This is a genomic window from Streptomyces sp. NPDC002896 (assembly GCF_040295225.1).
Lineage (GTDB): Bacteria > Actinomycetota > Actinomycetes > Streptomycetales > Streptomycetaceae > Streptomyces.
The window spans coordinates 431860-453371 of the sequence record NZ_JBEOVA010000007.1; the positions used below are offsets into that span (position 1 = coordinate 431860).

Annotated in this window: 20 protein-coding genes and 1 rRNA gene; 5 read left to right on the forward strand and 16 right to left on the reverse strand. The window is 70.2% G+C overall.

The window, feature by feature from the left end:
* Positions 1-18 precede the first annotated feature (18 nt).
* Complete coding sequence (gene argS / locus ABT009_RS15815) at positions 19-1794, forward strand: arginine--tRNA ligase (RefSeq protein WP_351293896.1); 1776 nt, start codon at positions 19-21, stop codon at positions 1792-1794.
* A 69-nt stretch (positions 1795-1863) separates the two neighbouring features.
* Here argS and ABT009_RS15820 read toward each other — a convergent pair whose 3' ends face one another.
* The gene (locus ABT009_RS15820) at positions 1864-2766 is read right to left on the reverse strand and encodes an SAM-dependent methyltransferase (protein ID WP_351293899.1); all 903 of its coding nucleotides are present in this window, start codon (positions 2764-2766) and stop codon (positions 1864-1866) included.
* Between the two features lie 213 nt (positions 2767-2979).
* On the opposite strand from ABT009_RS15820, the gene ABT009_RS15825 reads away from it, so the two are divergent.
* Positions 2980-3387 (forward strand): hypothetical protein, encoded by a 408-nt coding sequence (locus ABT009_RS15825; protein ID WP_351293902.1) that lies wholly within the window; start codon positions 2980-2982, stop codon positions 3385-3387.
* On the opposite strand, the gene hemB is transcribed toward ABT009_RS15825, so the two are convergent.
* The 6 genes from hemB to ABT009_RS15855 all read right to left on the reverse strand — a co-directional run bounded on the left by hemB (position 3384) and on the right by ABT009_RS15855 (position 10186).
* Positions 3384-4376: a porphobilinogen synthase gene (gene hemB / locus ABT009_RS15830; protein ID WP_351293905.1), complete on the reverse strand. Its 993-nt coding sequence runs from the start codon at positions 4374-4376 to the stop codon at positions 3384-3386. The genes ABT009_RS15825 and hemB overlap by 4 nt on opposite strands.
* Before the next feature lie 147 nt (positions 4377-4523).
* Positions 4524-6197 (reverse strand): bifunctional uroporphyrinogen-III C-methyltransferase/uroporphyrinogen-III synthase, encoded by a 1674-nt coding sequence (locus ABT009_RS15835; RefSeq protein WP_351293908.1) that lies wholly within the window; start codon positions 6195-6197, stop codon positions 4524-4526.
* Positions 6194-7153: a hydroxymethylbilane synthase gene (hemC, locus tag ABT009_RS15840; RefSeq protein WP_351293911.1), complete on the reverse strand. Its 960-nt coding sequence runs from the start codon at positions 7151-7153 to the stop codon at positions 6194-6196. The genes ABT009_RS15835 and hemC overlap by 4 nt, the downstream gene beginning before the upstream one ends.
* Positions 7150-8898, reverse strand: coding sequence for a glutamyl-tRNA reductase (locus tag ABT009_RS15845; protein WP_351293914.1), 1749 nt, complete (start codon positions 8896-8898; stop codon positions 7150-7152). The genes hemC and ABT009_RS15845 overlap by 4 nt, the downstream gene beginning before the upstream one ends.
* Positions 8895-9650 carry a redox-sensing transcriptional repressor Rex gene (locus tag ABT009_RS15850; RefSeq protein WP_351293917.1) on the reverse strand — a complete coding sequence of 252 codons (756 nt, stop codon included), beginning with the start codon at positions 9648-9650 and terminating at the stop codon, positions 8895-8897. Before ABT009_RS15850 ends, ABT009_RS15845 begins: the two co-directional genes overlap by 4 nt.
* A gap of 236 nt (positions 9651-9886) precedes the next feature.
* Positions 9887-10186, reverse strand: coding sequence for a glutaredoxin family protein (locus ABT009_RS15855; protein WP_351293919.1), 300 nt, complete (start codon positions 10184-10186; stop codon positions 9887-9889).
* Positions 10187-10370: 184 nt separating this feature from the next.
* On the opposite strand from ABT009_RS15855, the gene ABT009_RS15860 reads away from it, so the two are divergent.
* The 3 genes from ABT009_RS15860 to ABT009_RS15870 all read left to right on the forward strand — a co-directional run bounded on the left by ABT009_RS15860 (position 10371) and on the right by ABT009_RS15870 (position 14156).
* Positions 10371-11315: an HAD family hydrolase gene (locus tag ABT009_RS15860; protein ID WP_351293922.1), complete on the forward strand. Its 945-nt coding sequence runs from the start codon at positions 10371-10373 to the stop codon at positions 11313-11315.
* A 554-nt stretch (positions 11316-11869) separates the two neighbouring features.
* Positions 11870-12712: an ECF subfamily RNA polymerase sigma factor, BldN family gene (locus tag ABT009_RS15865; RefSeq protein WP_351293925.1), complete on the forward strand. Its 843-nt coding sequence runs from the start codon at positions 11870-11872 to the stop codon at positions 12710-12712.
* Between the two features lie 247 nt (positions 12713-12959).
* Positions 12960-14156: a DUF5667 domain-containing protein gene (locus tag ABT009_RS15870; RefSeq protein WP_351293928.1), complete on the forward strand. Its 1197-nt coding sequence runs from the start codon at positions 12960-12962 to the stop codon at positions 14154-14156.
* Positions 14157-14244: 88 nt separating this feature from the next.
* On the opposite strand, the gene ABT009_RS15875 is transcribed toward ABT009_RS15870, so the two are convergent.
* The 9 genes from ABT009_RS15875 to rrf all read right to left on the reverse strand — a co-directional run.
* A complete protein-coding gene (locus ABT009_RS15875) occupies positions 14245-15300 on the reverse strand; it encodes a lysophospholipid acyltransferase family protein (protein ID WP_351293931.1) in 1056 nt (351 codons plus the stop codon).
* Between the two features lie 14 nt (positions 15301-15314).
* Positions 15315-16376, reverse strand: coding sequence for an NAD-dependent epimerase/dehydratase family protein (locus ABT009_RS15880; protein WP_351293934.1), 1062 nt, complete (start codon positions 16374-16376; stop codon positions 15315-15317).
* Positions 16377-16713: 337 nt separating this feature from the next.
* Positions 16714-16812 (reverse strand): 30S ribosomal protein bS22, encoded by a 99-nt coding sequence (locus ABT009_RS15885; protein WP_003948845.1) that lies wholly within the window; start codon positions 16810-16812, stop codon positions 16714-16716.
* A gap of 148 nt (positions 16813-16960) precedes the next feature.
* Positions 16961-17173 carry a helix-turn-helix domain-containing protein gene (locus tag ABT009_RS15890; protein WP_067285578.1) on the reverse strand — a complete coding sequence of 71 codons (213 nt, stop codon included), beginning with the start codon at positions 17171-17173 and terminating at the stop codon, positions 16961-16963.
* Between the two features lie 128 nt (positions 17174-17301).
* Positions 17302-18117 (reverse strand): phosphatase, encoded by an 816-nt coding sequence (locus ABT009_RS15895; RefSeq protein WP_351293938.1) that lies wholly within the window; start codon positions 18115-18117, stop codon positions 17302-17304.
* Between the two features lie 161 nt (positions 18118-18278).
* The gene (locus ABT009_RS15900; protein ID WP_351293940.1) at positions 18279-19451 is read right to left on the reverse strand and encodes an acetoin utilization protein AcuC; all 1173 of its coding nucleotides are present in this window, start codon (positions 19449-19451) and stop codon (positions 18279-18281) included.
* Positions 19402-20640 carry an MFS transporter gene (locus tag ABT009_RS15905; RefSeq protein ID WP_351293943.1) on the reverse strand — a complete coding sequence of 413 codons (1239 nt, stop codon included), beginning with the start codon at positions 20638-20640 and terminating at the stop codon, positions 19402-19404. Before ABT009_RS15905 ends, ABT009_RS15900 begins: the two co-directional genes overlap by 50 nt.
* Before the next feature lie 58 nt (positions 20641-20698).
* Entirely contained in the window at positions 20699-21346 is a 648-nt protein-coding gene (locus ABT009_RS15910; RefSeq protein WP_351293946.1) for an HAD family hydrolase, read from the reverse strand.
* A 71-nt stretch (positions 21347-21417) separates the two neighbouring features.
* A 5S ribosomal RNA gene (gene rrf, locus ABT009_RS15915) occupies positions 21418-21512 on the reverse strand; the annotation flags it as partial.

The window sequence follows — 21512 nt, forward strand, 5'->3', positions numbered from 1 at the left end:
GAGAACGGCTCCCACTCCATGGCCTCGGTCACGTCCCTCACCGCTTCCGTCCACCAGCGCCTCGCGGACGCCCTCTCGGCAGCCCTGCCGGAGGCGGGCACCGCGGACCCGCTGCTGCGACGCAGCGACCGGGCCGACTTCCAGGCCAACGGCATCCTGGCGCTCGCGAAGAAGGCCAAGGCCAACCCGCGGGAGCTGGCGACGCAGGTCGTCTCCCAGGTCACCACGGGTGACGTGATCAAGGACATCGAGGTCTCCGGACCCGGCTTCCTCAACATCACGATCACGGACAAGGCGATCACCGAGAACCTGGCGGCGCGGGCCGCGGACGCCGAGGGCCGCCTCGGCGTGCCGTCCGCGGACGAGCCGGGCACGACGGTGATCGACTACGCCCAGCCGAACGTGGCCAAGGAGATGCACGTCGGCCACCTGCGGTCCGCGGTGATCGGTGACGCGGTCGGCCAGATCCTGGAGTTCACCGGCGAGACGGTGATCCGGCGCCACCACATCGGCGACTGGGGCACCCAGTTCGGCATGCTCATCCAGTACCTGATCGAGCACCCGCACGAGCTGGACCACAAGGCCGCCGCCGAGGACTCCGCCAAGTCCGGCGAAGAGGCGATGTCGAACCTCAACCGGCTGTACAAGGCCTCCCGCACGCTCTTCGACTCCGACGAGGAGTTCAAGACGCGGGCGCGGCGCCGGGTGGTCGACCTCCAGGCGGGCGACCCTGAGACCCTCGCCCTGTGGCAGCGGTTCGTCGACGAGTCGAAGATCTACTTCTACTCGGTCTTCGAGAAGCTGGACATGGACATCCGGGACCCCGACATCGTCGGCGAGTCGGGCTACAACGACATGCTGGACGAGACGTGCCGCCTGCTCGAGGAGTCGGGCGTCGCGGTCCGCTCCGAAGGCGCCCTCTGCGTCTTCTTCGACGACATCAAGGGCCCGGACGGCAAGCCGGTGCCGCTGATCGTGCGGAAGTCCGACGGCGGGTACGGCTACGCGGCCACGGACCTCTCCGCGATCCGCGACCGCGTCTTCAACCTCAAGGCGAACTCCCTGGTGTACGTGGTGGACGCCCGGCAGTCGCTGCACTTCAAGATGGTCTTCGAGACGGCGCGGCGGGCCGGCTGGCTGAACGGCGATGTGAAGGCGTTCCAGCTGGCGTTCGGCACGGTGCTCGGCAAGGACGGCAAGCCGTTCAAGACCCGTGAGGGCGAGACGGTGCGCCTTGTGGACCTGCTGGACGAGGCGATCGACCGCGCCTCGGCCGTGGTCCGCGAGAAGGCGCAGGACCTGTCCGAGCAGGAGATCGCCGAGCGGGGTGCGCAGGTCGGCATCGGCGCGGTGAAGTACGCGGACCTGTCGACGTCCGCGAACCGCGACTACAAGTTCGACCTGGACCAGATGGTGTCGCTGAACGGCGACACGAGCGTCTACCTGCAGTACGCGTACGCCCGTATCCGGTCGATCATCCGCAAGGCCGGCGAGGCCCGCCCGGCCGCCCACCCGGAGCTCGAACTGACCGAAGCGGAGCGGGCCCTCGGCCTGCACGTGGACCAGTTCGCGGAGACGGTCGCGGAGACCGCCGCGGAGTACGCCCCGCACAAGCTGGCCGCGTACCTGTACCAGCTGGCATCGCTGTACACGTCGTTCTACGACAAGTGCCCGGTCCTCAAGGCGGACACCCCGGAGCAGGTCGAGAACCGCCTGTTCCTGTGCGACGTCACGGCCCGCACGCTGCACCAGGGCATGGCACTGCTGGGCATCAGGACGCCTGAGCGCCTCTGACACGACACGAGGGCAGGTGGGCCGATCAGCCGGAGAGCTGACGGCCCCCTGCTCCGGCGACCGCTGTCGTCAGGCCTTGCGCCCGGTCGCCGCATACACGTTGATGTCCGCGTCCGTGACGTCGTTGATGTCGCGGTAGCGGACCTTCTCGATGTCGTCGAGGGACTCGAGGTAGGCGGCGTCCGGCTGCTCGGGGACGGGGGCCGCGTTGTCCGGGTGCCAGTGGTGGGCCGGGACGACCCCCGGGTCGGTGACTTCCAGGCCGTTGTCGGTGAAGAAGCGCTCGACCTCCGCCCTGGTGCGCAGGACGAAGGTGAATCCCCGCTCCGTGTAGGTCCGCTGGACCGCGCGGACGTTCTCCGGGTTGAGGTCCTCGGTGAGGTGGCTCAGCACGAGCCGGCTGCCGGACGGCAGCGCCTCCACCAGCCCGCGCACGATCGGGTACGCATCCTCGTCCTCGACGAAGTGCAGGACCGCCACCAGGCAGAGGGCTATCGGCTGGTCGATGTCGAGGGTCTTGGCGGCCTGTTCGAGGATCTGCGCCGGGTTCTGCAGGTCGGCGTCGATGTAGTCCGTCCTGCCCTCGGGACCGGACGTGAGCAGGGCGCGCGCGTGCGCGAGCACCACCGGGTCGTTGTCGACGTACACCACCCGCGAGTCCGGGATGATCCGCTGGGCGATCTGGTGGACGTTCTCGGCGGTCGGCAGGCCGGTGCCGATGTCGAGGAACTGGCGGATGCCGTCCTCCTTCGCCAGCGTCGTCACGGCGCGGCGCATGAAGTCGCGGTTGTGCCGCACGTCGAGGTAGCCGCGCGGATTGGCGGCGAGCGCGGCGGCTGCCGCCGCCCGGTCCACGGGGTAGTTGTCCTTGCCGCCGAGGAAGACGTCGTAGACGCGAGCCGGGTGCGCCTTGGTGGTGTCGATCCTTCTACTCAGCTCGGCGGGGTCGTGGCTGAGGGCGTCACCGGACATGGGGGTCTCCAGTCATTCAACGGACAACCAGCGGTCAACAACCTAACTCCCGGCGGGAGTTGATGGTGCCCGCAGCCCGGCTTCCCCTGTGGAGAAGGCCAGACCCGGCGTCCTCGCCGCACTCCACACGTTGACCTCACGCGCCCCACAGGACCTGCCCAGAGGTGTGCGATGCTGCCCGCGCCAGCCCTCGCACCCCACGAAAGCCCCCTGATGACGCCCACGCACGAACACGAGGCGGCCTTCCGCCACCGCTCCCGGCTCTTGCGCGGCTGGGGCCTGGCCCTGCTGTCGATCGCGGGAATCCTGTGGGTGTGGAGCGCGGTCCTGCTCGTCATGCCGTACCACGTCACGATGCCCGTCACGGGCGAGGACAGAACGTGCGAGGCCCCGCTGTACACCAGCCCCGACGACGCGGCTGAGAAGGGCACGTCCCTGGTCGAGGCGTGCGCGGCCGAGCGCGGCTGGCCCAGGATCGTCACGGTGCTCGGCACGTCCGTGCCGGTCTCGGCCGTCGGCGCAATCCTGTTCACGACGGGCGCCGTGAGCCTCCGGGTGGCGGGCCACGCGGAGGAACTCACGCGCCCGAAGGAACCGGACGTGGCCCCCGGACTGCCCTAGCGCAGCTTCTGCGCCACCTCGGTGGCCCAGTACGTGAGGATGTTCTGCGCCCCGGCGCGCTTGATGCCGGTGAGGGTCTCCAGAATCGCCTTGTCCCGGTCGATCCAGCCCTTCTCCGCCGCGGCCTCGATCATCGAGTACTCGCCGGAGATCTGGTATGCGGCCACCGGCACGTCCGCGGCGTCGGCGACGCGCGCCAGGATGTCCAGGTACGGTCCCGCCGGCTTCACCATCACCATGTCGGCCCCCTCCTCCAGATCGAGGGCCAGCTCCCGCAGGGACTCCCGTGCGTTGGCGGGGTCCTGCTGGTACGTCTTGCGGTCGCCCTTCAGGGACGAGGCGACGGCCTCGCGGAAGGGGCCGTAGAAGGCGGAGGAGTACTTGGCGGTGTAGGCGAGGATGGCGACGTCCTCGCGGCCGATCTGGTCGAGCGCGTCGCGGATGACCCCGATCTGACCGTCCATCATGCCGCTGGGGCCGACCACGTGGGCGCCCGCGTCGGCCTGGACCTGGGCCATCTCGGCGTACCGCTCCAGGGTGGCGTCGTTGTCGACCCGGCCCTCGGCGTCCAGTACGCCGCAGTGGCCGTGGTCGGTGACCTCGTCCAGGCACAGGTCGGACATCACGAGCAGGTCGTCCCCGACCTCGGCCCGCACGTCGCGGATGGCGACCTGCAGGATCCCGTCGGGGTCCGTGCCCGGCGTTCCGGCGGCGTCCTTCTTCGCCTCCTCCGGCACCCCGAAGAGCATGATCCCGGAGATCCCGGCTTCCACCGCCTCCGCGGCCGCCTTCTTCAGGCTGTCGCGGGTGTGCTGCACGACCCCGGGCATCGCCGCGATCGGCACCGGCTCGCTCACGCCCTCCCGCACGAACGCGGGCAGGATGAAGTCGGCCGGGTGCAGCCGGGTCTCGGCGACCATGCGCCGCATGGCAGGCGTGGTACGCAGCCGGCGGGGACGCGTACCGGGAAAGGAACCGTACTTCGTCATGGCGTCTACGCTACGCCCGGCTCGGGGGCGCCTTTGCCGACGTGGTGTCGACGCTCACGCCGGCCCACAGCCCGTCCGGCGTGTGGCCGTTCAGGCCGAAGCGGGGGGCTGGGGGCGGCAGCCCAAAGACGGCCACCCCCACCGCGCTCAGGTCGTACGACGGCGCCGAGCCCCCGGCCTCCGCTCGCTCGGCCGCGTCACCGGGTCGCCCGCGTCGAGCGCCGCCGCCCGGCGCGCCGCGCCGAAGTCGGCCAGCGCCTCGGCCAGCTTGTGCACGGACGGCTCCGGAGCCATCACGTCGACGCGCAGCCCGTGCTCCTCCGCCGTCTTGGCGGTGGCGGGACCGATACACGCGATCACGGTGACGTTGTGCGGCTTGCCGGCGATACCGACCAGGTTCCGCACGGTCGACGACGACGTGAACAGCACCGCGTCGAAGCCGCCGCCCTTGATCGCCTCACGGGTCTCGGCCGGCGGCGGCGAGGCGCGCACGGTCCGGTAGGCCGTGACGTCGTCGACCTCCCAGCCCAGCTCGATCAGGCCCGCGACCAGCGTCTCCGTGGCGATGTCGGCCCGCGGCAGGAACACTCTGTCGATCGGGTCGAAGACCGGGTCGTACGGCGGCCAGTCCTCGAGAAGACCGGCGGCCGACTGCTCGCCGCTCGGCACCAGGTCCGGCTTCACGCCGAAGGCGATGAGCGCCTTCGCCGTCTGCTCGCCCACCGCCGCGACCTTGATCCCGGCGAACGCGCGCGCGTCGAGCCCGTACTCCTCGAACTTCTCCCGGACGGCCTTGACCGCGTTCACCGAGGTGAAGGCGATCCACTCGTACCGGCCTGTGACGAGGCCCTTGACCGCGCGCTCCATCTGCTGGGGCGTACGCGGCGGCTCGACCGCGATGGTCGGCACCTCTGACGGCACGGCGCCGTACGAACGCAGCTGGTCGGAGAGCGAGGCCGCCTGCTCCTTCGTACGCGGCACGAGCACCTTCCAGCCGAACAGCGGCTTGGACTCGAACCACGACAGCTGGTCGCGCTGGGCGGCGGCGGACCGTTCACCGACCACGGCTATGACTGGGCGGTGGCCCTCCGGCGACGGCAGCACCTTCGCCTGCTTCAGGGTCTGCGCGATGCTGCCGAGCGTCGCCGACCAGGTGCGCTGCCGCGTCGTCGTACCGGCGACGGTCACCGTCAGCGGGGTGTCCGGCTTACGTCCGGCGGACACCAGTTCAGCCGCGGCCGCGGCCACCGAGTCGAGCGTCGTGGAGACGACGACGGTGCCGTCGGACGTGCCGACCTCGGTCCAGCAGCGGTCCGACGCCGTGCGGGCGTCGACGAACCGTACGTCCGTGCCCTGCGCGTCCCGCAGCGGGACACCCGCGTACGCGGGCACGCCCACGCCCGCGGCGATGCCCGGCACCACCTCGAAGGTGATGCCTTCCGAGGCGCACTTCAGCATCTCCCCGGCGGCGTACGCATCGAGCCCCGGATCGCCCGAGACGGCACGGACGACCCGCTTGCCGCCCCGCGCAGCCTCCATGACAAGATTGGCCGCATCCCTCGGTTCCGGGGGTACGACGGTTGTTGACGCCTCGTCAACTAGCGTCAGCTGGGGCGTGCCTGTGTCCACGACGGCCACGCCCGCGGGGGCGTGGGTGCGGACCACGTCGAGCACTTCCGGCTCGGCGATCAGGACGTCCGCTCCTGCCAGCGCTTCGACGGCGCGGAGTGTCAGCAGCCCGGGATCCCCGGGTCCGGCACCGAGGAAGGTGACCTGCCCGTGTGCGGGAACGGCTGGGTGGTTCGAGGTGGTGGGGCTCAAAGTGCTCGCTCCCCCATCAGACCGGCCGCGCCCTTGGCAAGCATCTCGGTAGCGAGTTCGCGACCGAGCGCCACTGCCTGGTCGGCTGTCTCGGGCACGGGACCGGTGGTGGACAGCTGCACCAGCGTCGAGCCGTCGGTGGTCCCGACGACGCCGCGCAGGCGCATTTCCTTGACAATCTGCCCGTCGGCCAGAAGGTCGGCGAGTGCACCCACGGGTGCACTGCAGCCGGCCTCCAGGGCGGCGAGCAGGGACCGCTCGGCGGTCACGGCGGCCCGGGTGAACGGGTCGTCGAGCTCGGCGAGCGCGGCAGCGAGCGTCACGTTGTCCGCGGCGCATTCGACTGCCAATGCCCCCTGGCCGGGGGCGGGCAAAACGGTGTCGACCGACAGGAAGTCGGTCACCTCATCGATCCTGCCGATGCGGTTGAGTCCGGCGGCGGCCAGCACGACGGCGTCGAGTTCCCCGCTGCGCACGTACCCGATGCGGGTGTCGACGTTGCCGCGGATCGCGACGGTCTCGATCTCCATGCCGTGCGCGCGGGCGGCCGCGTTGAGCTGCGCCATGCGGCGCGGCGAACCGGTGCCGATGCGGGCGCCCTTCGGCAGCTGCGTGAAGGTGAGCCCGTCCCGGGCGACCAGCACGTCGCGCGGGTCCTCGCGCTGCGGTACGGCCGCGAGGACGAGGTCGTCCGGCTGCGCCGTCGGCAGGTCCTTGAGGGAGTGCACGGCGAAGTCGATCTCTCCGCGCAGCAGCGCGTCGCGCAGCGCGGTGACGAACACGCCGGTGCCGCCGATCTGCGCCAGGTGCTCGCGCGAGGTGTCGCCGTACGTGGTGATCTCGACGAGCTCGACGTCCCGTCCGGTCACCCGGCGCACGTCCTCCGCCACATGCCCGGACTGGGCCATGGCGAGCTTGCTGCGCCTGGTCCCGAGTCGTAGTGCATTCTCGGTCATGACAGCCCTCGGTTCTTGACGTTCTGGACGCTCGTGACATCGGCGTCGTTCAGGTCGGCCCGGGAGACGGAGGCGACCGTCTCGGGGTCGAGGTCGAAGAGGGTCCGCAGCGCGTCCGCGTACCCGGCGCCGCCGGGCTCGGCCGCGAGCTGCTTGACCCGCACGGTCGGCGCGTGCAGCAGTTTGTCGACGACACGCCGCACGGCCTGGGTGATCTCACCGCGCTGCTTGTCGTCGAGGCCGGGCAGGCGCCCTTCGAGGCGCGCGATCTCGCTCGCCACCACATCGGCGGCCATGGTGCGCAGGGCGACCACGGTCGGCGTGATGTGGGCGGCCCGCTGGGCGGCGCCGAACGCGGCCACCTCGGCGGAGACGATCCCGCGCACCATGTCCACATCGGCCGCCATCGGCGCGTCGGCCGAGGCCTCGGCGAGCGACTCGATGTCGACGAGCCGCACCCCGGCGATCCGGTGCACGGCGGCATCGATGTCGCGGGGCATGGCGAGGTCGAGAAGCGACAGGACGACGGGGTGTGCGGGCGCGGTGACGGCGGCGGGCCCCCGGCGCTCGGGCACCCGGCCCGTGGCGGCCGCGGCGGCGGCCAGCGCGGCGATCGCCTCGGCGTCGGCCACCGGGTCCGGTACCGCGGTGCGGCTCTCGCGCCGGTCGGAGGTGGCGTTGTCGACCCAGGCGGCGTGCTGCTCCAGCGTGGCCGCGTCCATCCCGGCCACGGCTGCCTCACCCATGACCGAGAAGCCCGTGGCGCCCTGCATGGCGGACAGGTCGACCGGGCATACGTCGTCCCCGGCGCCCCCGCGGCGCGCCGCCGCCGAGCGGTCGGCACGGTCCGCGAGCGGCCAGGAAGCGTCAGTTCCGTGGCCGACGCCCGGACCTGCCGGGGCCGTACGGCCCGAGACGGCCTCCGCAACCGCTTCCGCGGTCAGGACCAGGCCGGTCGCGCCGGTACAGGACACCACCACGTCGGCACGTGTCAGCTCGTCGGCCATCGCGTCGACCGGGACAGCACGGGCGGTCACCGCCGTGTCGCCCTGCTCGTCAAGGATCTCGGCGAGGCGCTCGGCGCGCTCCAGCGTCCGGTTGGCGATGACCACCTCGGCAACCCCGGCCCGCGCGAGCGTCGCCGCGGCCAGCGAGGACATCGAACCGGCGCCGATGACGAGGGCGCGCTTGCCCCGGGCCCACTCCCCGACCGGCGTACCGACCGCGAGCTGCTCCAGGCCGAACGTGACCAGGGACTGCCCGGCCCGGTCGATGCCCGTCTCCGAGTGCGCGCGCTTGCCCACCCGCAGCGCCTGCTGGAACAGGTCGTTCGTCAGCCGGCCCGCGGTGTGCAGCTCCTGCGCCCTGGCGAGCGAGTCCTTGATCTGGCCGAGGATCTGGCCCTCGCCGACCACCATGGACTCCAGGCCGCAGGCCACGGAGAACAGGTGGTGGACGGCCCGGTCCTCGTAGTGCACGTAGAGGTACGGGGTGAGCTCCTCGAGTCCGACCCCGCTGTGCTGTGCGAGCAGCGTGGAGAGCTCGGCGACGCCCGCGTGGAACTTGTCCACGTCGGCGTAGAGCTCGATCCGGTTACACGTCGCGAGCACCGCGGCCTCGGCGGCCGGCTCCGCTGCCAGCGTGTCCTGGAGCAGCTTGGCCTGCGCGTCCACGGACAGCGCGGCGCGCTCCAGCACGCTCACGGGAGCGGTGCGGTGGCTCAGCCCGACGACGAGAAGACTCATGCCGGCATCACGACGGGTACGTCCCCGTCGGGTCCCTTCGGCGTGCCCTTCGGTACGGAGGCGGTGACGGCCTCTTCGCCCGCGGTCTCCTCGCCGGCCTTCCGCTGCTCGTGGAAGGCGAGGATCTGCAGCTCGATGGAGAGGTCCACCTTGCGTACGTCGACGCCGTCCGGCACGGACAGCACCGTCGGCGCGAAGTTCAGAATGGAGGTGACACCGGCGCCGACGAGCCGGTCGCAGACCTGCTGGGCCGCTCCGGCCGGGGTCGCGATGACGCCGATCGACACGCCGTTGTCCTTGATGATCTTCTCGAGATCATCGGTGTGCTGCACCGGGATCCCCGCGACCGGCTTGCCGGCCATCGACGGGTCCGCGTCGATGAGCGCCGCGACACGGAAGCCACGCGAGGCGAACCCGCCGTAGTTGGCGAGGGCGGCGCCGAGGTTACCGATACCGACGATGACGACCGGCCAGTCCTGGGTGAGGCCGAGTTCGCGGGAGATCTGGTAGACGAGGTACTCGACGTCGTAGCCGACGCCACGCGTCCCATAGGAACCGAGGTACGAGAAGTCCTTGCGGAGCTTCGCGGAATTGACCCCCGCCGCCGCGGCGAGCTCCTCCGAGGAGACCGTGGGTACCGAGCGCTCCGACAGTGCGGTGAGTGCTCGGAGGTACAGCGGAAGACGGGCGACGGTGGCCTCGGGAATCCCTCGGCTGCGGGTCGCCGGTCGGTGAGTTCGGCCAGTTGCCACGGTGCTCCTGCGGGTAGAGCGGGGCTGCGGGCGGTCATACGTCCCAGGACCGCCCCGTCGGAAGCAGGCTATGTCTTTGTGAACGCGTGCACAAAGATGGTGTCCGATTTGCCCGGCCAAAGTGACCGGGGTCACGCGGCCCCGGCGAGTGTTCCGGGAACTGACCCCGCAGCGCATTCGTCCCTGGCCGGAGGGTGTCGTTGTAGTGATCATGGAGTTTCGCCCGGCCGCCGGAGTCAGTCGGTGAGGGCCCGGCGGAGACGGTCTTCGGCCACACGCCAGAAGTCGTGCTGGGCGCCGTCCACGAGCACCACCGGGATCTGCTCCCAGTACTTGCGGTGCAGCTCCTCGTCCTGCGTGATGTCCTGCTCTTCCCACGCTGCCCCCAGCTCACCGCAGACCTTCTCGATCACCGCACGGGCGTCGTCGCACAGATGACAGCCCGGCTTGCCGATCAGCGTGACGAGGCGGTCCTGCGGCGCCTTCTTCTCCGTACGGCGGTCGGTGCGCCGAAACATGGGACTCATACGGGCCATTCTCGCCCGGCCGCCGGACATCGGAACCCAACTGCACCAGACCTCCGCAGCGCCCACAGGCCGCCGCGACGCGCGGAGGGCATCCCGGACCGGATCACTCCTTTAACTGCGCGGTCGCAGAGAGTTCACAGCGCCGAATCCTCCCGACTCCGGAACGGCCGGACGAACTGGCTATGCTCGCGACATGGCCGCTCTCGGATGGCTCACCCCTCGTAGGCGCTCCGCCACGGCCCGCAGCGTGCTGGCGGGCGAGGCCTCGGCGGAGGCAGCGCGCAAGACCTCCCAGCAGTTGGAGGAGCTCGCCCCGGCCCCCGCGCCCGGGAAGGCGGCGGAGGAACCGGTGTTCCCGGTCGCCGGTGACCACAAGGCCGCCGCGTTCTTCGACCTCGACAACACCGTGATGCAGGGCGCCGCGATCTTCCACTTCGGCCGGGGCCTGTACAAGCGGAAGTTCTTCCAGCGCCGCGAGCTGGCGAAGTTCGCCTGGCAGCAGACGTGGTTCAGGATCGCCGGCGTCGAGGACCCCGACCACATGCAGGACGTACGCGAGTCCGCCCTGTCCATCGTCAAGGGCCACCGCGTCGCCGAGCTCATGTCCATCGGCGAGGAGATCTACGACGAGTACATGGCCGAGCGCATCTGGCCCGGCACGCGCGCGCTGGCGCAGGCCCACCTGGACGCCGGCCAGAAGGTGTGGCTGGTCACGGCCGCACCCGTGGAGACCGCGACGATCATCGCCCGCCGCCTCGGCCTGACCGGCGCGCTCGGCACGGTCGCCGAGTCCGTCGACGGCGTCTACACCGGCAAGCTCGTCGGCGAACCGCTGCACGGCCCCGCGAAGGCCGAGGCGGTACGCGCGCTCGCGGCGGCCGAGGGCCTGGACCTCTCCCGCTGCGCGGCGTACAGCGACTCGCACAACGACATCCCGATGCTGTCGCTGGTCGGCCATCCGTACGCGATCAACCCCGACACCAAGCTCCGCAAGCACGCCCGCGAGCGGGACTGGCGCCTGCGCGACTACCGCACGGGACGCAAGGCCGCGAAGGTCGGCCTCCCGGCCGCGGCGGGCGTCGGCGCCGTCGCAGGCGGCACGGCAGCCGCAATCGCCATCCACCGCCGCCGCCGCTGACACACCACGGTGCCGCCGCACGGCAGCGGCACCCCGGGCGTGCCGCCCGCCGCTGTGGGCAAGCGTGCCGCTGAGGGCGGCACAGATGGGCACAGCGACGCCCGCCCCCGCCGCTGTTGGCACCCCTCTGCGTGGGCTACGCACCCGTACCCCCGCGCGACCACTACGTCGGGCAACCCTCTGCAGTACAGACCACCCTCACGAGCACCGCACCGCAGCCCACCCGTTCCGCCCATGCGGAACGGGTGGGCACAACGGTCGGCCCCCGCACAACGGTGCGGTCACCGCCCGCGAGCGCCACGACCCACGCGCACAACACGCCCCCCTCCCGGACGGAACACGAACTAATCCGATCAACAACCGTTCATCTCCTGGCACTTGATCGGCCGCCGATCAGTAACAGAAGCGACGGAATCGGTGATTTGAGCAACTGGGTGTAGCGCTGCCTGTACGAAGCGTTATTCTCCTCAAACGCAAATCGGTACCCACGCGTCGCCACGACGAGTGAACGGTCCCGTACTGCACGTGATGGAAGCTCTGCCTCTGGGAGTCCCGTGTACCCATACGTCGGGGTTGACGCCTCGGGCCTGGCTATGCTGCGCGCAGCGGTCGTCGACCACTTGCGCGGCTTCGTCCCCACCGCGTATCCCGTCCCCGCTCTCGCCGCGCCGCGCATCGCCACCAGCGGCCCAGCGGGCCCCTGCTATGCCCTCACGGACGGCATCGACAGGGGTCCGGCGCGGCGCTCCGTCGTCGAGGGGCGGCGGTCGGGTGACGGCCGGGAGACCCCCAGACGGGGTCGCGCGGGGACGGCCACCCCCACCGCACGGCGCCCGGCGGCGGACAGCGACAGCGCCCGCATGATGGACCTGGTCGAGCGCGCCCAGGCCGGCGAGGCCGAGGCGTTCGGCCGGCTCTACGACCAGTACAGCGACACCGTGTACCGGTACATCTACTACCGCGTGGGCGGCAAGGCGACCGCAGAGGACCTCACGAGCGAGACCTTTCTGCGCGCCCTGCGCCGCATCGGCACGTTCACCTGGCAGGGCCGCGACTTCGGCGCCTGGCTGGTCACGATCGCCCGCAACCTGGTCGCCGACCACTTCAAGTCGAGCCGCTTCCGCCTCGAAGTGACCACAGGCGAAATGCTCGACGCCAACGAGGTCGAGCGCAGCCCCGAGGACTCCGTCCTGGAGTCCCTCTCGAACGCCGCACTCCTGGACGCCGTGCGCCGCCTCAACCCCCAACAGCAGGAGTGCGTGACCCTGCGCTTCCTCCAGGGCCTCTCGGTCGCCGAGACCGCCCGTGTGATGGACAAGAACGAAGGCGCGATCAAGACCCTCCAGTACCGGGCCGTGCGCACCCTGGCCCGCCTCCTCCCGGACGACGCCCGCTGAGCGGACCCGAATCCGACAGCACACAGAGCGACCTTCAACTCACGTTTGGTGAAAGCGCGTTGGCTTCAAGGTCCGCTCATGTTCCGTCCGTAACCCAAGTGCCGAGCCGCTCGTTGTGCGGGATACAGGCTCCCTGTGGTCACACCCTGACCGCCTCCGCTCACTCGATCGTGTGGATGTGCTCAAGGTGTGCAACCCTCAGGACCCCCTGGGGAGTCGACCGTCATGACGAGAGGAGGTGCCGCCAGTGATCGCGAATGTATCGGCGCACCGGCGGGCGAACGCCTTCGCCCAGGCCCTGGAGGATCAGTCCGACGGGGGCACGGCGGCCGAGCAGCCCGGCGATTCGACCGAACAGGCCGAGAAGCAGAGGATGTTGGCCCTGGCGACCGGTTTCGGCAGGATGCCGAAACCGGAGCTGGACGCCGGAGTCAAGGTCGTCCAGCGGGCGCGGCTCGTGGCAGCCATGGAAGCCATGCTGCTCGAAGGCACGGAGGCAGGCGGCGAGGGCCCAGGTCCCTCGGTGCCCGAACAGCGGTCCCGCCGGGGCGCACACCGGGCGAGCCCGCTGCGCAAGCTGCGGGCTCGTTCCCGATTGTCCAAGAGCATTGCCGCGGGCGGGCTGACCGTCGGCGTGGCCGCCGGGGCCTTCGGTGGCGTCGCGGCTGCCAGCTCCGACGCCCTGCCCGGCGATTCGCTGTACGGGCTCAAGCGCGGCATGGAGGATCTCAAGCTCGGCATGGCCGACGGCGAGTCCGACCGCGGCCGGATCTACCTGGACCAGGCGGCGACGAGGCTGAACGAGGCCCGTCGGCTCATGGAGCGGGGCCGCTCCGGCGATCTCGACCACGAGTCCGTCTCCGAGGTGAGGCGCGCACTCTCCGGTATGCAGCACGACGCCAGCGAAGGCCACCGCCTGCTCCACTCGGCATACGAGCGGGACGGTTCCCTCGGGCCCATCCAGGCGCTGTCGTCCTTCTCCCAGTCGCACCGCAACTCCTGGACGACGCTGCGCGATCGGCTGCCCGTCCAGCTCGGCGACGTGAGCCAGCAGGTCAGCTCCGTCTTCGACGCCATAGACCAAGAGGTCGCTCCGCTGCAGTCGCTGCTGCCGGGATCACCTTCCCCGGGAGCCGGCACCAACCAGCCGGGCACCGGGCAGGACCCCACCGGCTCCTCCGGTGCCGACCGCCCGTCGCCCACGACCTCCGGCTCGTCGGCGGGCAGCACGAGCGACACCGGCAAGCCCGAGCCCTCCACCTCCGGCGCCAGCGAGGAAGAGGGCCTGCTCGGCGGCAACACGGGCGGCCTGTTCGACCCGCCCCCCGAGACCAGCCCGAGCCCGTCCGGCGAGGTCAGCACGCCCCCGGAGCCGGACATCACGCTCCCGCCGCTGCTGCCGTTCCTGCCCGGCCTGGGCATCGACGGCGAGGACGCCCAGTAATCGTCCCGTCCTCCCGCTTACGTTGATGGGGCGCCCTCCGATCGGGGGGCGCCCCATCAACGTATGCGCGGCAGCCGCGCGTTCGACGTCAGAAGAACACAGAGCGCCGCTGCACCAGCAGTTTGTACAGCGTGTGCTGGATCTGTTCGCGCACCTGGTCCGTCAGGTTGAACATGAGCATCGGGTCCTCCGCCGCCTCCGGCGGATAGCTGTCCGTCGCGATCGGCTCGCCGAACTGGATCGTCCACTTCGTGGGCAGGGGCACCGCACCCAGCGGGCCGAGCCACGGGAACGTCGGCGTGATCGGAAAGTACGGGAACCCCAACAGCCGCGCGAGCGTCTTGGCGTTGCCGATCATCGGGTAGATCTCCTCGGCCCCGACGATCGAGCACGGCACGATGGGGGTCCCGGCCCGCAGTGCGGTCGAGACGAAACCGCCGCGCCCGAAGCGCTGCAGCTTGTAGCGCTCGCTGAACGGCTTGCCGATGCCCTTGAACCCCTCCGGCATCACCCCGACCAGCTCGCCGCGCTGCAGGAGCCGCTCGGCGTCCTCAGCGCACGCGAGGGTGTGCCCGGCCTTGCGCGCCAGCTCGTTGACGACTGGCAGCACGAATACCAGATCCGCGGCGAGCAGCCGGAGATGCCGGCCCGCGGGATGGTTGTCGTGCACGGCGACCTGCATCATCAGGCCGTCGAGCGGCAGAGTCCCCGAGTGGTTGGCGACGATCAGCGCCCCGCCGTCCGACGGGATGTTCTCGATGCCCTTCACCTCGACCCGGAAGTACTTCTCGTACACGGGACGCAGCAGCGACATCAGGACCTGGTCGGTGAGCTCCTGGTCGTACCCGAAGTCGTCGACGTCGTAGTCGCCGGTCAGGCGCCGCCGCAGGAAGGCGAGGCCGCCCGCGATCCGCCTGTCCCAGCCGGTTGACGGTGCCTCTCGTCGGGGCACCTGCGGTTCCTTCGGCTCACGGGTCACCTGCGCACCGCCCTGCTCCTGTTCCTGCGCTCCCGGCAGGACCTGGACCTCGCGGACGCCCACGGGCTCCGGTTTGCGCCGGACCTGGGCCCGGCGGCGCGGCGGGCGCTGCGCACCCCCGCGCGAGCGATCGTCGTCGAACGGAATGACCTTGGCGTCCGCCATCGTTGATGCGCTCCTCATGTGGCGCTCTGCGTCGGGGGGTGGCCGCTGCCCAGGACGGGCAGCGCGGCGATCCGGTCGACGGCCCCGGCAAGGGCCTCCGGCGGCAGCAGTCCCGGTCCGCGGCTGCGTACGAAGTCCGTGAACGTTTCGGCAGTCGTGTACTTCGCCCGGAACCCCAGTGTCTCGCGCATCTGATGGGTCGACACGACCCGGCCGTGCGTGAGCAGCCGGAGCTGTTCGGGCGAGAAGTCGGTCATGCCGAGCGTGCGCAGCGCCGTGCCGACCCAGCTGACGGCGGGCAGCAGAACGGGCACGGTCGGGCGCCCCAGGCGGCGCGCGCACTGCGAGAGGAGCAGCACTCCGTCACCGGCGATGTTGAACGTGCCGCTGTTGAGCGTGCCGCGCTCCGGCTCGTGCGAGGCGATCCGCAGCACGTCGATCACGTCGTCCTCGTGCACGAACTGCAGCCGCGGGTCGTAGCCGAACACGGTCGGCAGTATGGGCAGCGAGAAGTAGTCGGCGAGCGGCGAGTCGGCGGTGGGGCCGAGGATGTTGGCGAACCGCAGCACGCACACGGCCACATCGGGCCGGCGCCGCGCGAAGCCGCGCACATACCCCTCGACCTCGACGGTGTCCTTGGCGAAGCCACCGCTGGGCAGCGACTTGGGCGGCGTCGTCTCGGTGAAGACGGCGGGGTCGCGCGGCGCCGACCCGTACACGTTCGTGCTGGACTTCACGACCAGGCGCTTGACGCTGGGCGACTTCTGGCAGGCACCGAGCAGCTGCATGGTGCCGATGACGTTGGTCTCCTTGACCGAGGTCCGGCTGCCTCCGCCCAGCGGGTAGCCCGTGACATCCAAGTGGACGACCGTGTCGACGGAGTGCTCGGCGAGCACTCGGGCGATCGCCGGCTGCCGGATGTCGGCCCGTACGAAGTCGGCGCCCCCGAGATGGTGCTCGGGCGGCACGGCGTCCACGGCCACCACCCGGTCCACTTCGGGATCGCGCTGGATCCGTCGTACGAACCGGCCCCCCAGCTGCCGGGCCACCCCGGTGACGAGCACGACCTTGCCCAAGATCAGCGCCTACCTTCCCAGCCCTTGTCGCGCCCTGTCCTGCCGCTCCTGCGCGCAACGTTAGCCGCTGGATGTTGCGCTGTGATGACCACTCGATGCAGGAAGTGACGACAGCCACAGACGTACGTACAGACGATGTGCACAGCTTGCGCAGACCTGCGTACGGATCCGCGCAGGGGCCGAGCTCTCCGGGGCCCAGCGTACGACCACGCATGCGACAGAAGAAAAGACCTGCGCCCTGCATGCCCTGAAAAGGCGACTGATTTCCGGTGAACGGGCTGTGGCCCTCCCACCGTGCGGTGAAAGGGCCACAGAGCGCGCTTGGTGCAGCGGTCGCTTACTTCTTGTTGCGACGCTGAACGCGGGTGCGCTTGAGCAGCTTGCGGTGCTTCTTCTTCGCCATCCGCTTACGCCGCTTCTTGATAACAGAGCCCACGACTACCCTCGCTCACTTCTCGGACAACCCCCGCGGGGGCGGGGACAATCACTCGGTGCGGGGCTGACTTGGGCCCACACGACCTACGAGGGGCTAGCCTACCCCGCCCGAGCTCCGCATCTGTAATCGAGGGTCCCGGAGGACGCCGTCAGGCCGATTCCACCCCCACATACGACTCGCGAAGGTACTCGTGAACCGCTTGTTCCGGGACTCGGAAGGACCTCCCCACCCGGATAGCGGGCAGATGACCGCTGTGCACCAGCCGGTACACGGTCATCTTGGACACTCGCATCACCGAGGCGACTTCCGCCACGGTCAGGAACTGAACCTCGTTCAGAGGCCTCTCGCCAGCAGCAGCCATGACACACCTGAACCTTCCACACATGACGGGCACCGGCTTCCCCTCCGGTGACTCCTCGTCGCTGTGCGCTCACTCCCCAGACTAGGGGCGGGTGATGCGAGTGGGGAAGAGGAGCAGCCATCGGCTGCTTACTGTGACAGACACGCTCGATTGAGTACATAGCGAGTAAGCGGTCGGTAGTAATCAGACCGCACAGCGTCATCAAGCGGAACGACGACGGACACCCGCCCCTCCGCCTCCCCCACGAACAGCGCAGGATCGTCCGTGTCAGCAACGCCGATGGTGTCAATACCGAGCTGACCTGCCCCGCAGGCCCACCCGTGGTCTCCGACAACGAGCGCCGGCAGGGGCCCGCCGGCATCGGCCGCGACCGCCAGCGCGGTACGAACCGGGAGCGGCGAGTGGGTGTGTGCGCCGGTGTCACAACCGGCGCCCAGGACGCCTGCTTCCCGCACCAACGCGACGCCTCGTACGTAGTCGAGGTTGTACGTACGTAGACCGAACCGGGTCGTTATGTCGACACGACGACCCTGCGCCGGGGTGAGAACGGGACAGCCTGCCGCCGACAGCCCACCGGCCAAAGCGGCGTAGAACTCAAGGAGCCGATGCGGGTGGCCCGTCCCGAGGAGGACGGGCTCGCACCGCCGAGCCGCCTCGCCCAGCCGCTCCGCGAAGGCGTCGAGCCCCGCCAGAGTCCGCTCGGGATCGATCACGTCGTGCCCTGTCGTGTGCAGGGGATCGGCCGATACACCGCACTTGTCGGCCATGAGCGCGATCACGTCCCGCGGCCCCCAGGCCCACTCGGGATCGAGTCCGAGCAGCACTCGCGGATCTCGGGCCGCGAAGAGCCGGTAACTCCGCAGGCTCTCCTCGCGCGAGGTGGCCACGGGCCCGGCCAGTCTGGCCGCCAGGAGATGCGCACGCAACGCTCCGGTGCTCAACACGCCCCGATGCTGGCGCACCGGCGCCTGGCGAACCCCGAAAACCGGGAAACACCGCACAGTTGGCGTAACGCCACTTGTCCGAGGCCATCCTCGCCACTAATCCGAGCCTGGTGACGCCACTGGTCGGATGCTGGTGACGCCACTCTGTCCGAGCGCTAGCGCTACGCCAGGAGGCCGCGCAGCGGGAACACGGCCCGGCGCGTGGCGAGGATCGCCTGGTCCAGGCGGTCGGCCGGGTCGTACCCGTCCTCCCATCCCTTCCAGGAGGCCGGCCACCGCCCGTCCGTCATGCGCACCGGCCCCAACTGCCGCGTCCGGGCATACACTTCCTGCCGCCACTCCTCGGGGATGAGGGTCTCCGGCTCGATGGGCCGCCCCGCCGCGATCGCCACCAGATGCGTCCACGACCGGGGCACCACGTCCACCACCGCGTATCCGCCGCCGCCGAGCGCGACCCACCGCCCGTCGGCGTACTCATGGGCCAGGTCATGGCACGCGACCTGTAGCGCCCGCTGTGCGTCCAGCGACACTGCGAGATGCGCCAGCGGGTCCTCGAAGTGCGTGTCCGCGCCGTGCTGGGTCACCAGGACCTGCGGCCGGAAGTCCGCGAGCAGCTCCGGTACGACCGAGTGGAACGCCCGCAGCCAGCCCGCGTCCCCGGTTCCGGGGGGCAGCGCCACATTGGCCGCCGATCCCTCCGCCGAGTCCGCGCCCGTCTCCTCCGGCCACCCCGTCCCCGGAAACAGCATCCGGGGATGCTCATGCAGCGAGATCGTGAGGACCCGCGGGTCCTCCCAGAACGCCGCCTGGACGCCGTCGCCGTGGTGCACGTCCACATCGATGTACGCGACCCGCTCCGCGCCCAGCTCCAGCAGGCGCGCGATGGCCAGCGACGCGTCGTTGTAGATACAGAATCCCGAGGCGCCGGCGGGCATGGCGTGGTGCAGTCCGCCCGCGAAGTTCACCGCGTGCAGCGCGTCCCCGCGCCACACCGCCTCGGCCGCGCCCACCGACTGCCCGGCGATCAGCGCCGACACCTCGTGCATGCCTGCGAACGCCGGGTCGTCCATCGTCCCGAGCCCGTACGCGCCGTCCGCGGACGCAGGATCGGCGGAGGCGGCCTTGACCGCCTCGATGTAGTCCTCACGGTGGACGAGCCGAAGCGTCGAGTCACCCGCCCGCTTGGCCGCCACCACGTCCACCGCACCGTCCAGCCCGAACGCGGCGACAAGTCCCCTGGTCAGCGCCAGTCGGACCGGATCCATGGGGTGCTCCGGACCGAAGTCATAGCCCGTTACTGCTTCGTCCCACATCAGCTGTGCGCGGCCGCTCATGCCCGTCACCGTATCGGGCTGGTCCAGCGATGAACGACCGGGCATAGAACAAGGTCACGAGCACCAGCGTCATGGGGACGAGCATCGCCCCCCGGTAGTTCCAGGCGTCGCCGAGAGCGCCCACCAGCGGGGAGCCGATCAGGAAGCCCACGTAGTTGAATACGTTGAGCCGCGCGACCGCCGTGTCGGAGGCCCCGGGGAAGAGCCGCCCCGCCGCCGCGAAGGTCTGCGGCACGATCACGCACAGCCCGAGCCCGAGCAGCGTGAAGCCGAGCATGCCGATCCACGCCCCGGGCGCCGCCGCCACGACCGCGAACCCGAGCGCGGCCACCATCGCCCCACCGCGCACGACGGCCACCGCGCCGAAGCGCCGTACCCCGAGATCCCCCAGCGACCGCCCGATCAGGGTGGTCACCATGTAGACGTTGTACGGAACGGTCGCCAGCTGCTCCGAACTGCCCAGCACGTCCTGCAGGTACTTCGCGCTCCAGTTGGAGACGGTCGAGTCCCCGATGTACGCGAAGGTCATCACCAGGCAGAGCGGAAGCAGCAGGCGGAAGACGACGGGGCCGGCTTCCGTGGTCGCTTCCTTCGCCTCCACCGTGCCTTCGGAGGCGGGGCTTTGGGACGCGTCCGCGTCGACGTACCACCTGCTGCCGACAAGCGCCGCCGGCAACAGCACCACGACCACCGGCAGATACGACACGAAGAGCGCCAGCTCCCAGTGCGCCCCCGCCCAGGCCAGCGACGCTCCGACGATCCCACCGAGGCTGTACGCCGCATGGAACCCGAGCATGATGCTGCGTCCGTAGGACCGCTGCAGGCTCACACCCAGCATGTTCATGGTCGCGTCCAGCGCCCCCACCGCAAGGCCGAACGCCCCCAGCGCCAGCGCCAGTTCCCATACGCTGCCGCCCGCCCCGACCCCGAGCAGCGCGAGCAGCACGACAGGCTGCGACCAGCGCAGTACGCGGCTCGGCCGCACCCGCTTCACCAGACGTTCGGTGGCCACACTGCCGACCCCGGCGAGGATCGGCACGGCGGCCAGAAAGACGGGCAGCAGCCCGTCGGATATCCCGTAGCGGTCCTGGATGGCGGGTATGCGCGTCACCAGCAGGGCGAAGGCGACACCCTGAGCAAAGAAGCTGAACGCCAGAGAGGCCCTACCGCGCCGCAGCACTTCTGTCATGGCGGGAGCGTAGGGCCCCGGGATACCCGTGGGTAGCGGATCAGAACATGAATTTGTCTCAGCTCTTGAGGAGGTCGGCCAAGACGCCCATGTCAGGGAAGAGTTGTGTGGCGCCTGCGAGCCGGGTGGCGGGCGTCATGGCTGTGTAGCCGTAGACGTCCATGCCGGCCGCCAGAGCTGCCTGTACGCCGAGCGGACTGTCCTCGATCACGACGCAGCGCTCGGGGGCGACCCCCATCGAGTCGGCGGCGTGCAGGAAGAGGTCGGGTGCGGGCTTGCCCCGTCCGACGTCCTCGGCGCTGAAGAGCCTCGTCTCGTCGAACCAGTGGTCAAGTCCGGTCGTACGGTGGGAGAACCGGATCCGTGCATGCCGCCCGGACGAGGCGACGCAGTACGGCACACCATCGGCCTGGAGCCATTCGAGTACGTCGATGACGCCGATCACGGGCTTCAGATCCCTCTCAAAGGCGGCGAGAGTCCGAGCGAGAACCTCCTCATCGAATTCGCCGGGCAGTTCCTTGCCGTACCGCTCACGGATGGTGTCGTGGACGCGATGGATCGAGCCGCCCATGTAGTCGCGTATGGAATCCTCGTACGTCGTGGGGTGCCCCAACTCGGTGAGATAGGCGGCGAGAACGGTGTTGGACAGGGGCTCGCTGTCGACGAGAACGCCGTCGTTGTCGAAAATGACGAGGTCGTAGCGCATGACTCCGAGCCTAAACGAGCCGAACGCAGAAAAGCCCCACACCGTTAGGTGTGGGGCTTTTCTCAATATTTGTTCGGCGGCGTCCTACTCTCCCACAGGGTCCCCCCTGCAGTACCATCGGCGCTGTGAGGCTTAGCTTCCGGGTTCGGAATGTAACCGGGCGTTT

Coding starts and splice junctions, on each gene's coding strand:
- argS (WP_351293896.1), top strand. CDS start 19: ATGGCCTCGGTCACGTCCCTCACCGCTTCCGTCCACCAGCGCCTCGCG.
- ABT009_RS15820 (WP_351293899.1), bottom strand. CDS start 2,766: ATGTCCGGTGACGCCCTCAGCCACGACCCCGCCGAGCTGAGTAGAAGG.
- ABT009_RS15825 (WP_351293902.1), top strand. CDS start 2,980: ATGACGCCCACGCACGAACACGAGGCGGCCTTCCGCCACCGCTCCCGG.
- hemB (WP_351293905.1), bottom strand. CDS start 4,376: ATGACGAAGTACGGTTCCTTTCCCGGTACGCGTCCCCGCCGGCTGCGT.
- hemC (WP_351293911.1), bottom strand. CDS start 7,153: ATGACCGAGAATGCACTACGACTCGGGACCAGGCGCAGCAAGCTCGCC.
- ABT009_RS15845 (WP_351293914.1), bottom strand. CDS start 8,898: ATGAGTCTTCTCGTCGTCGGGCTGAGCCACCGCACCGCTCCCGTGAGC.
- ABT009_RS15855 (WP_351293919.1), bottom strand. CDS start 10,186: ATGGCCCGTATGAGTCCCATGTTTCGGCGCACCGACCGCCGTACGGAG.
- ABT009_RS15860 (WP_351293922.1), top strand. CDS start 10,371: ATGGCCGCTCTCGGATGGCTCACCCCTCGTAGGCGCTCCGCCACGGCC.
- ABT009_RS15875 (WP_351293931.1), bottom strand. CDS start 15,300: ATGGCGGACGCCAAGGTCATTCCGTTCGACGACGATCGCTCGCGCGGG.
- ABT009_RS15890 (WP_067285578.1), bottom strand. CDS start 17,173: ATGGCTGCTGCTGGCGAGAGGCCTCTGAACGAGGTTCAGTTCCTGACC.
- ABT009_RS15900 (WP_351293940.1), bottom strand. CDS start 19,451: ATGAGCGGCCGCGCACAGCTGATGTGGGACGAAGCAGTAACGGGCTAT.
- ABT009_RS15905 (WP_351293943.1), bottom strand. CDS start 20,640: ATGACAGAAGTGCTGCGGCGCGGTAGGGCCTCTCTGGCGTTCAGCTTC.
- ABT009_RS15910 (WP_351293946.1), bottom strand. CDS start 21,346: ATGCGCTACGACCTCGTCATTTTCGACAACGACGGCGTTCTCGTCGAC.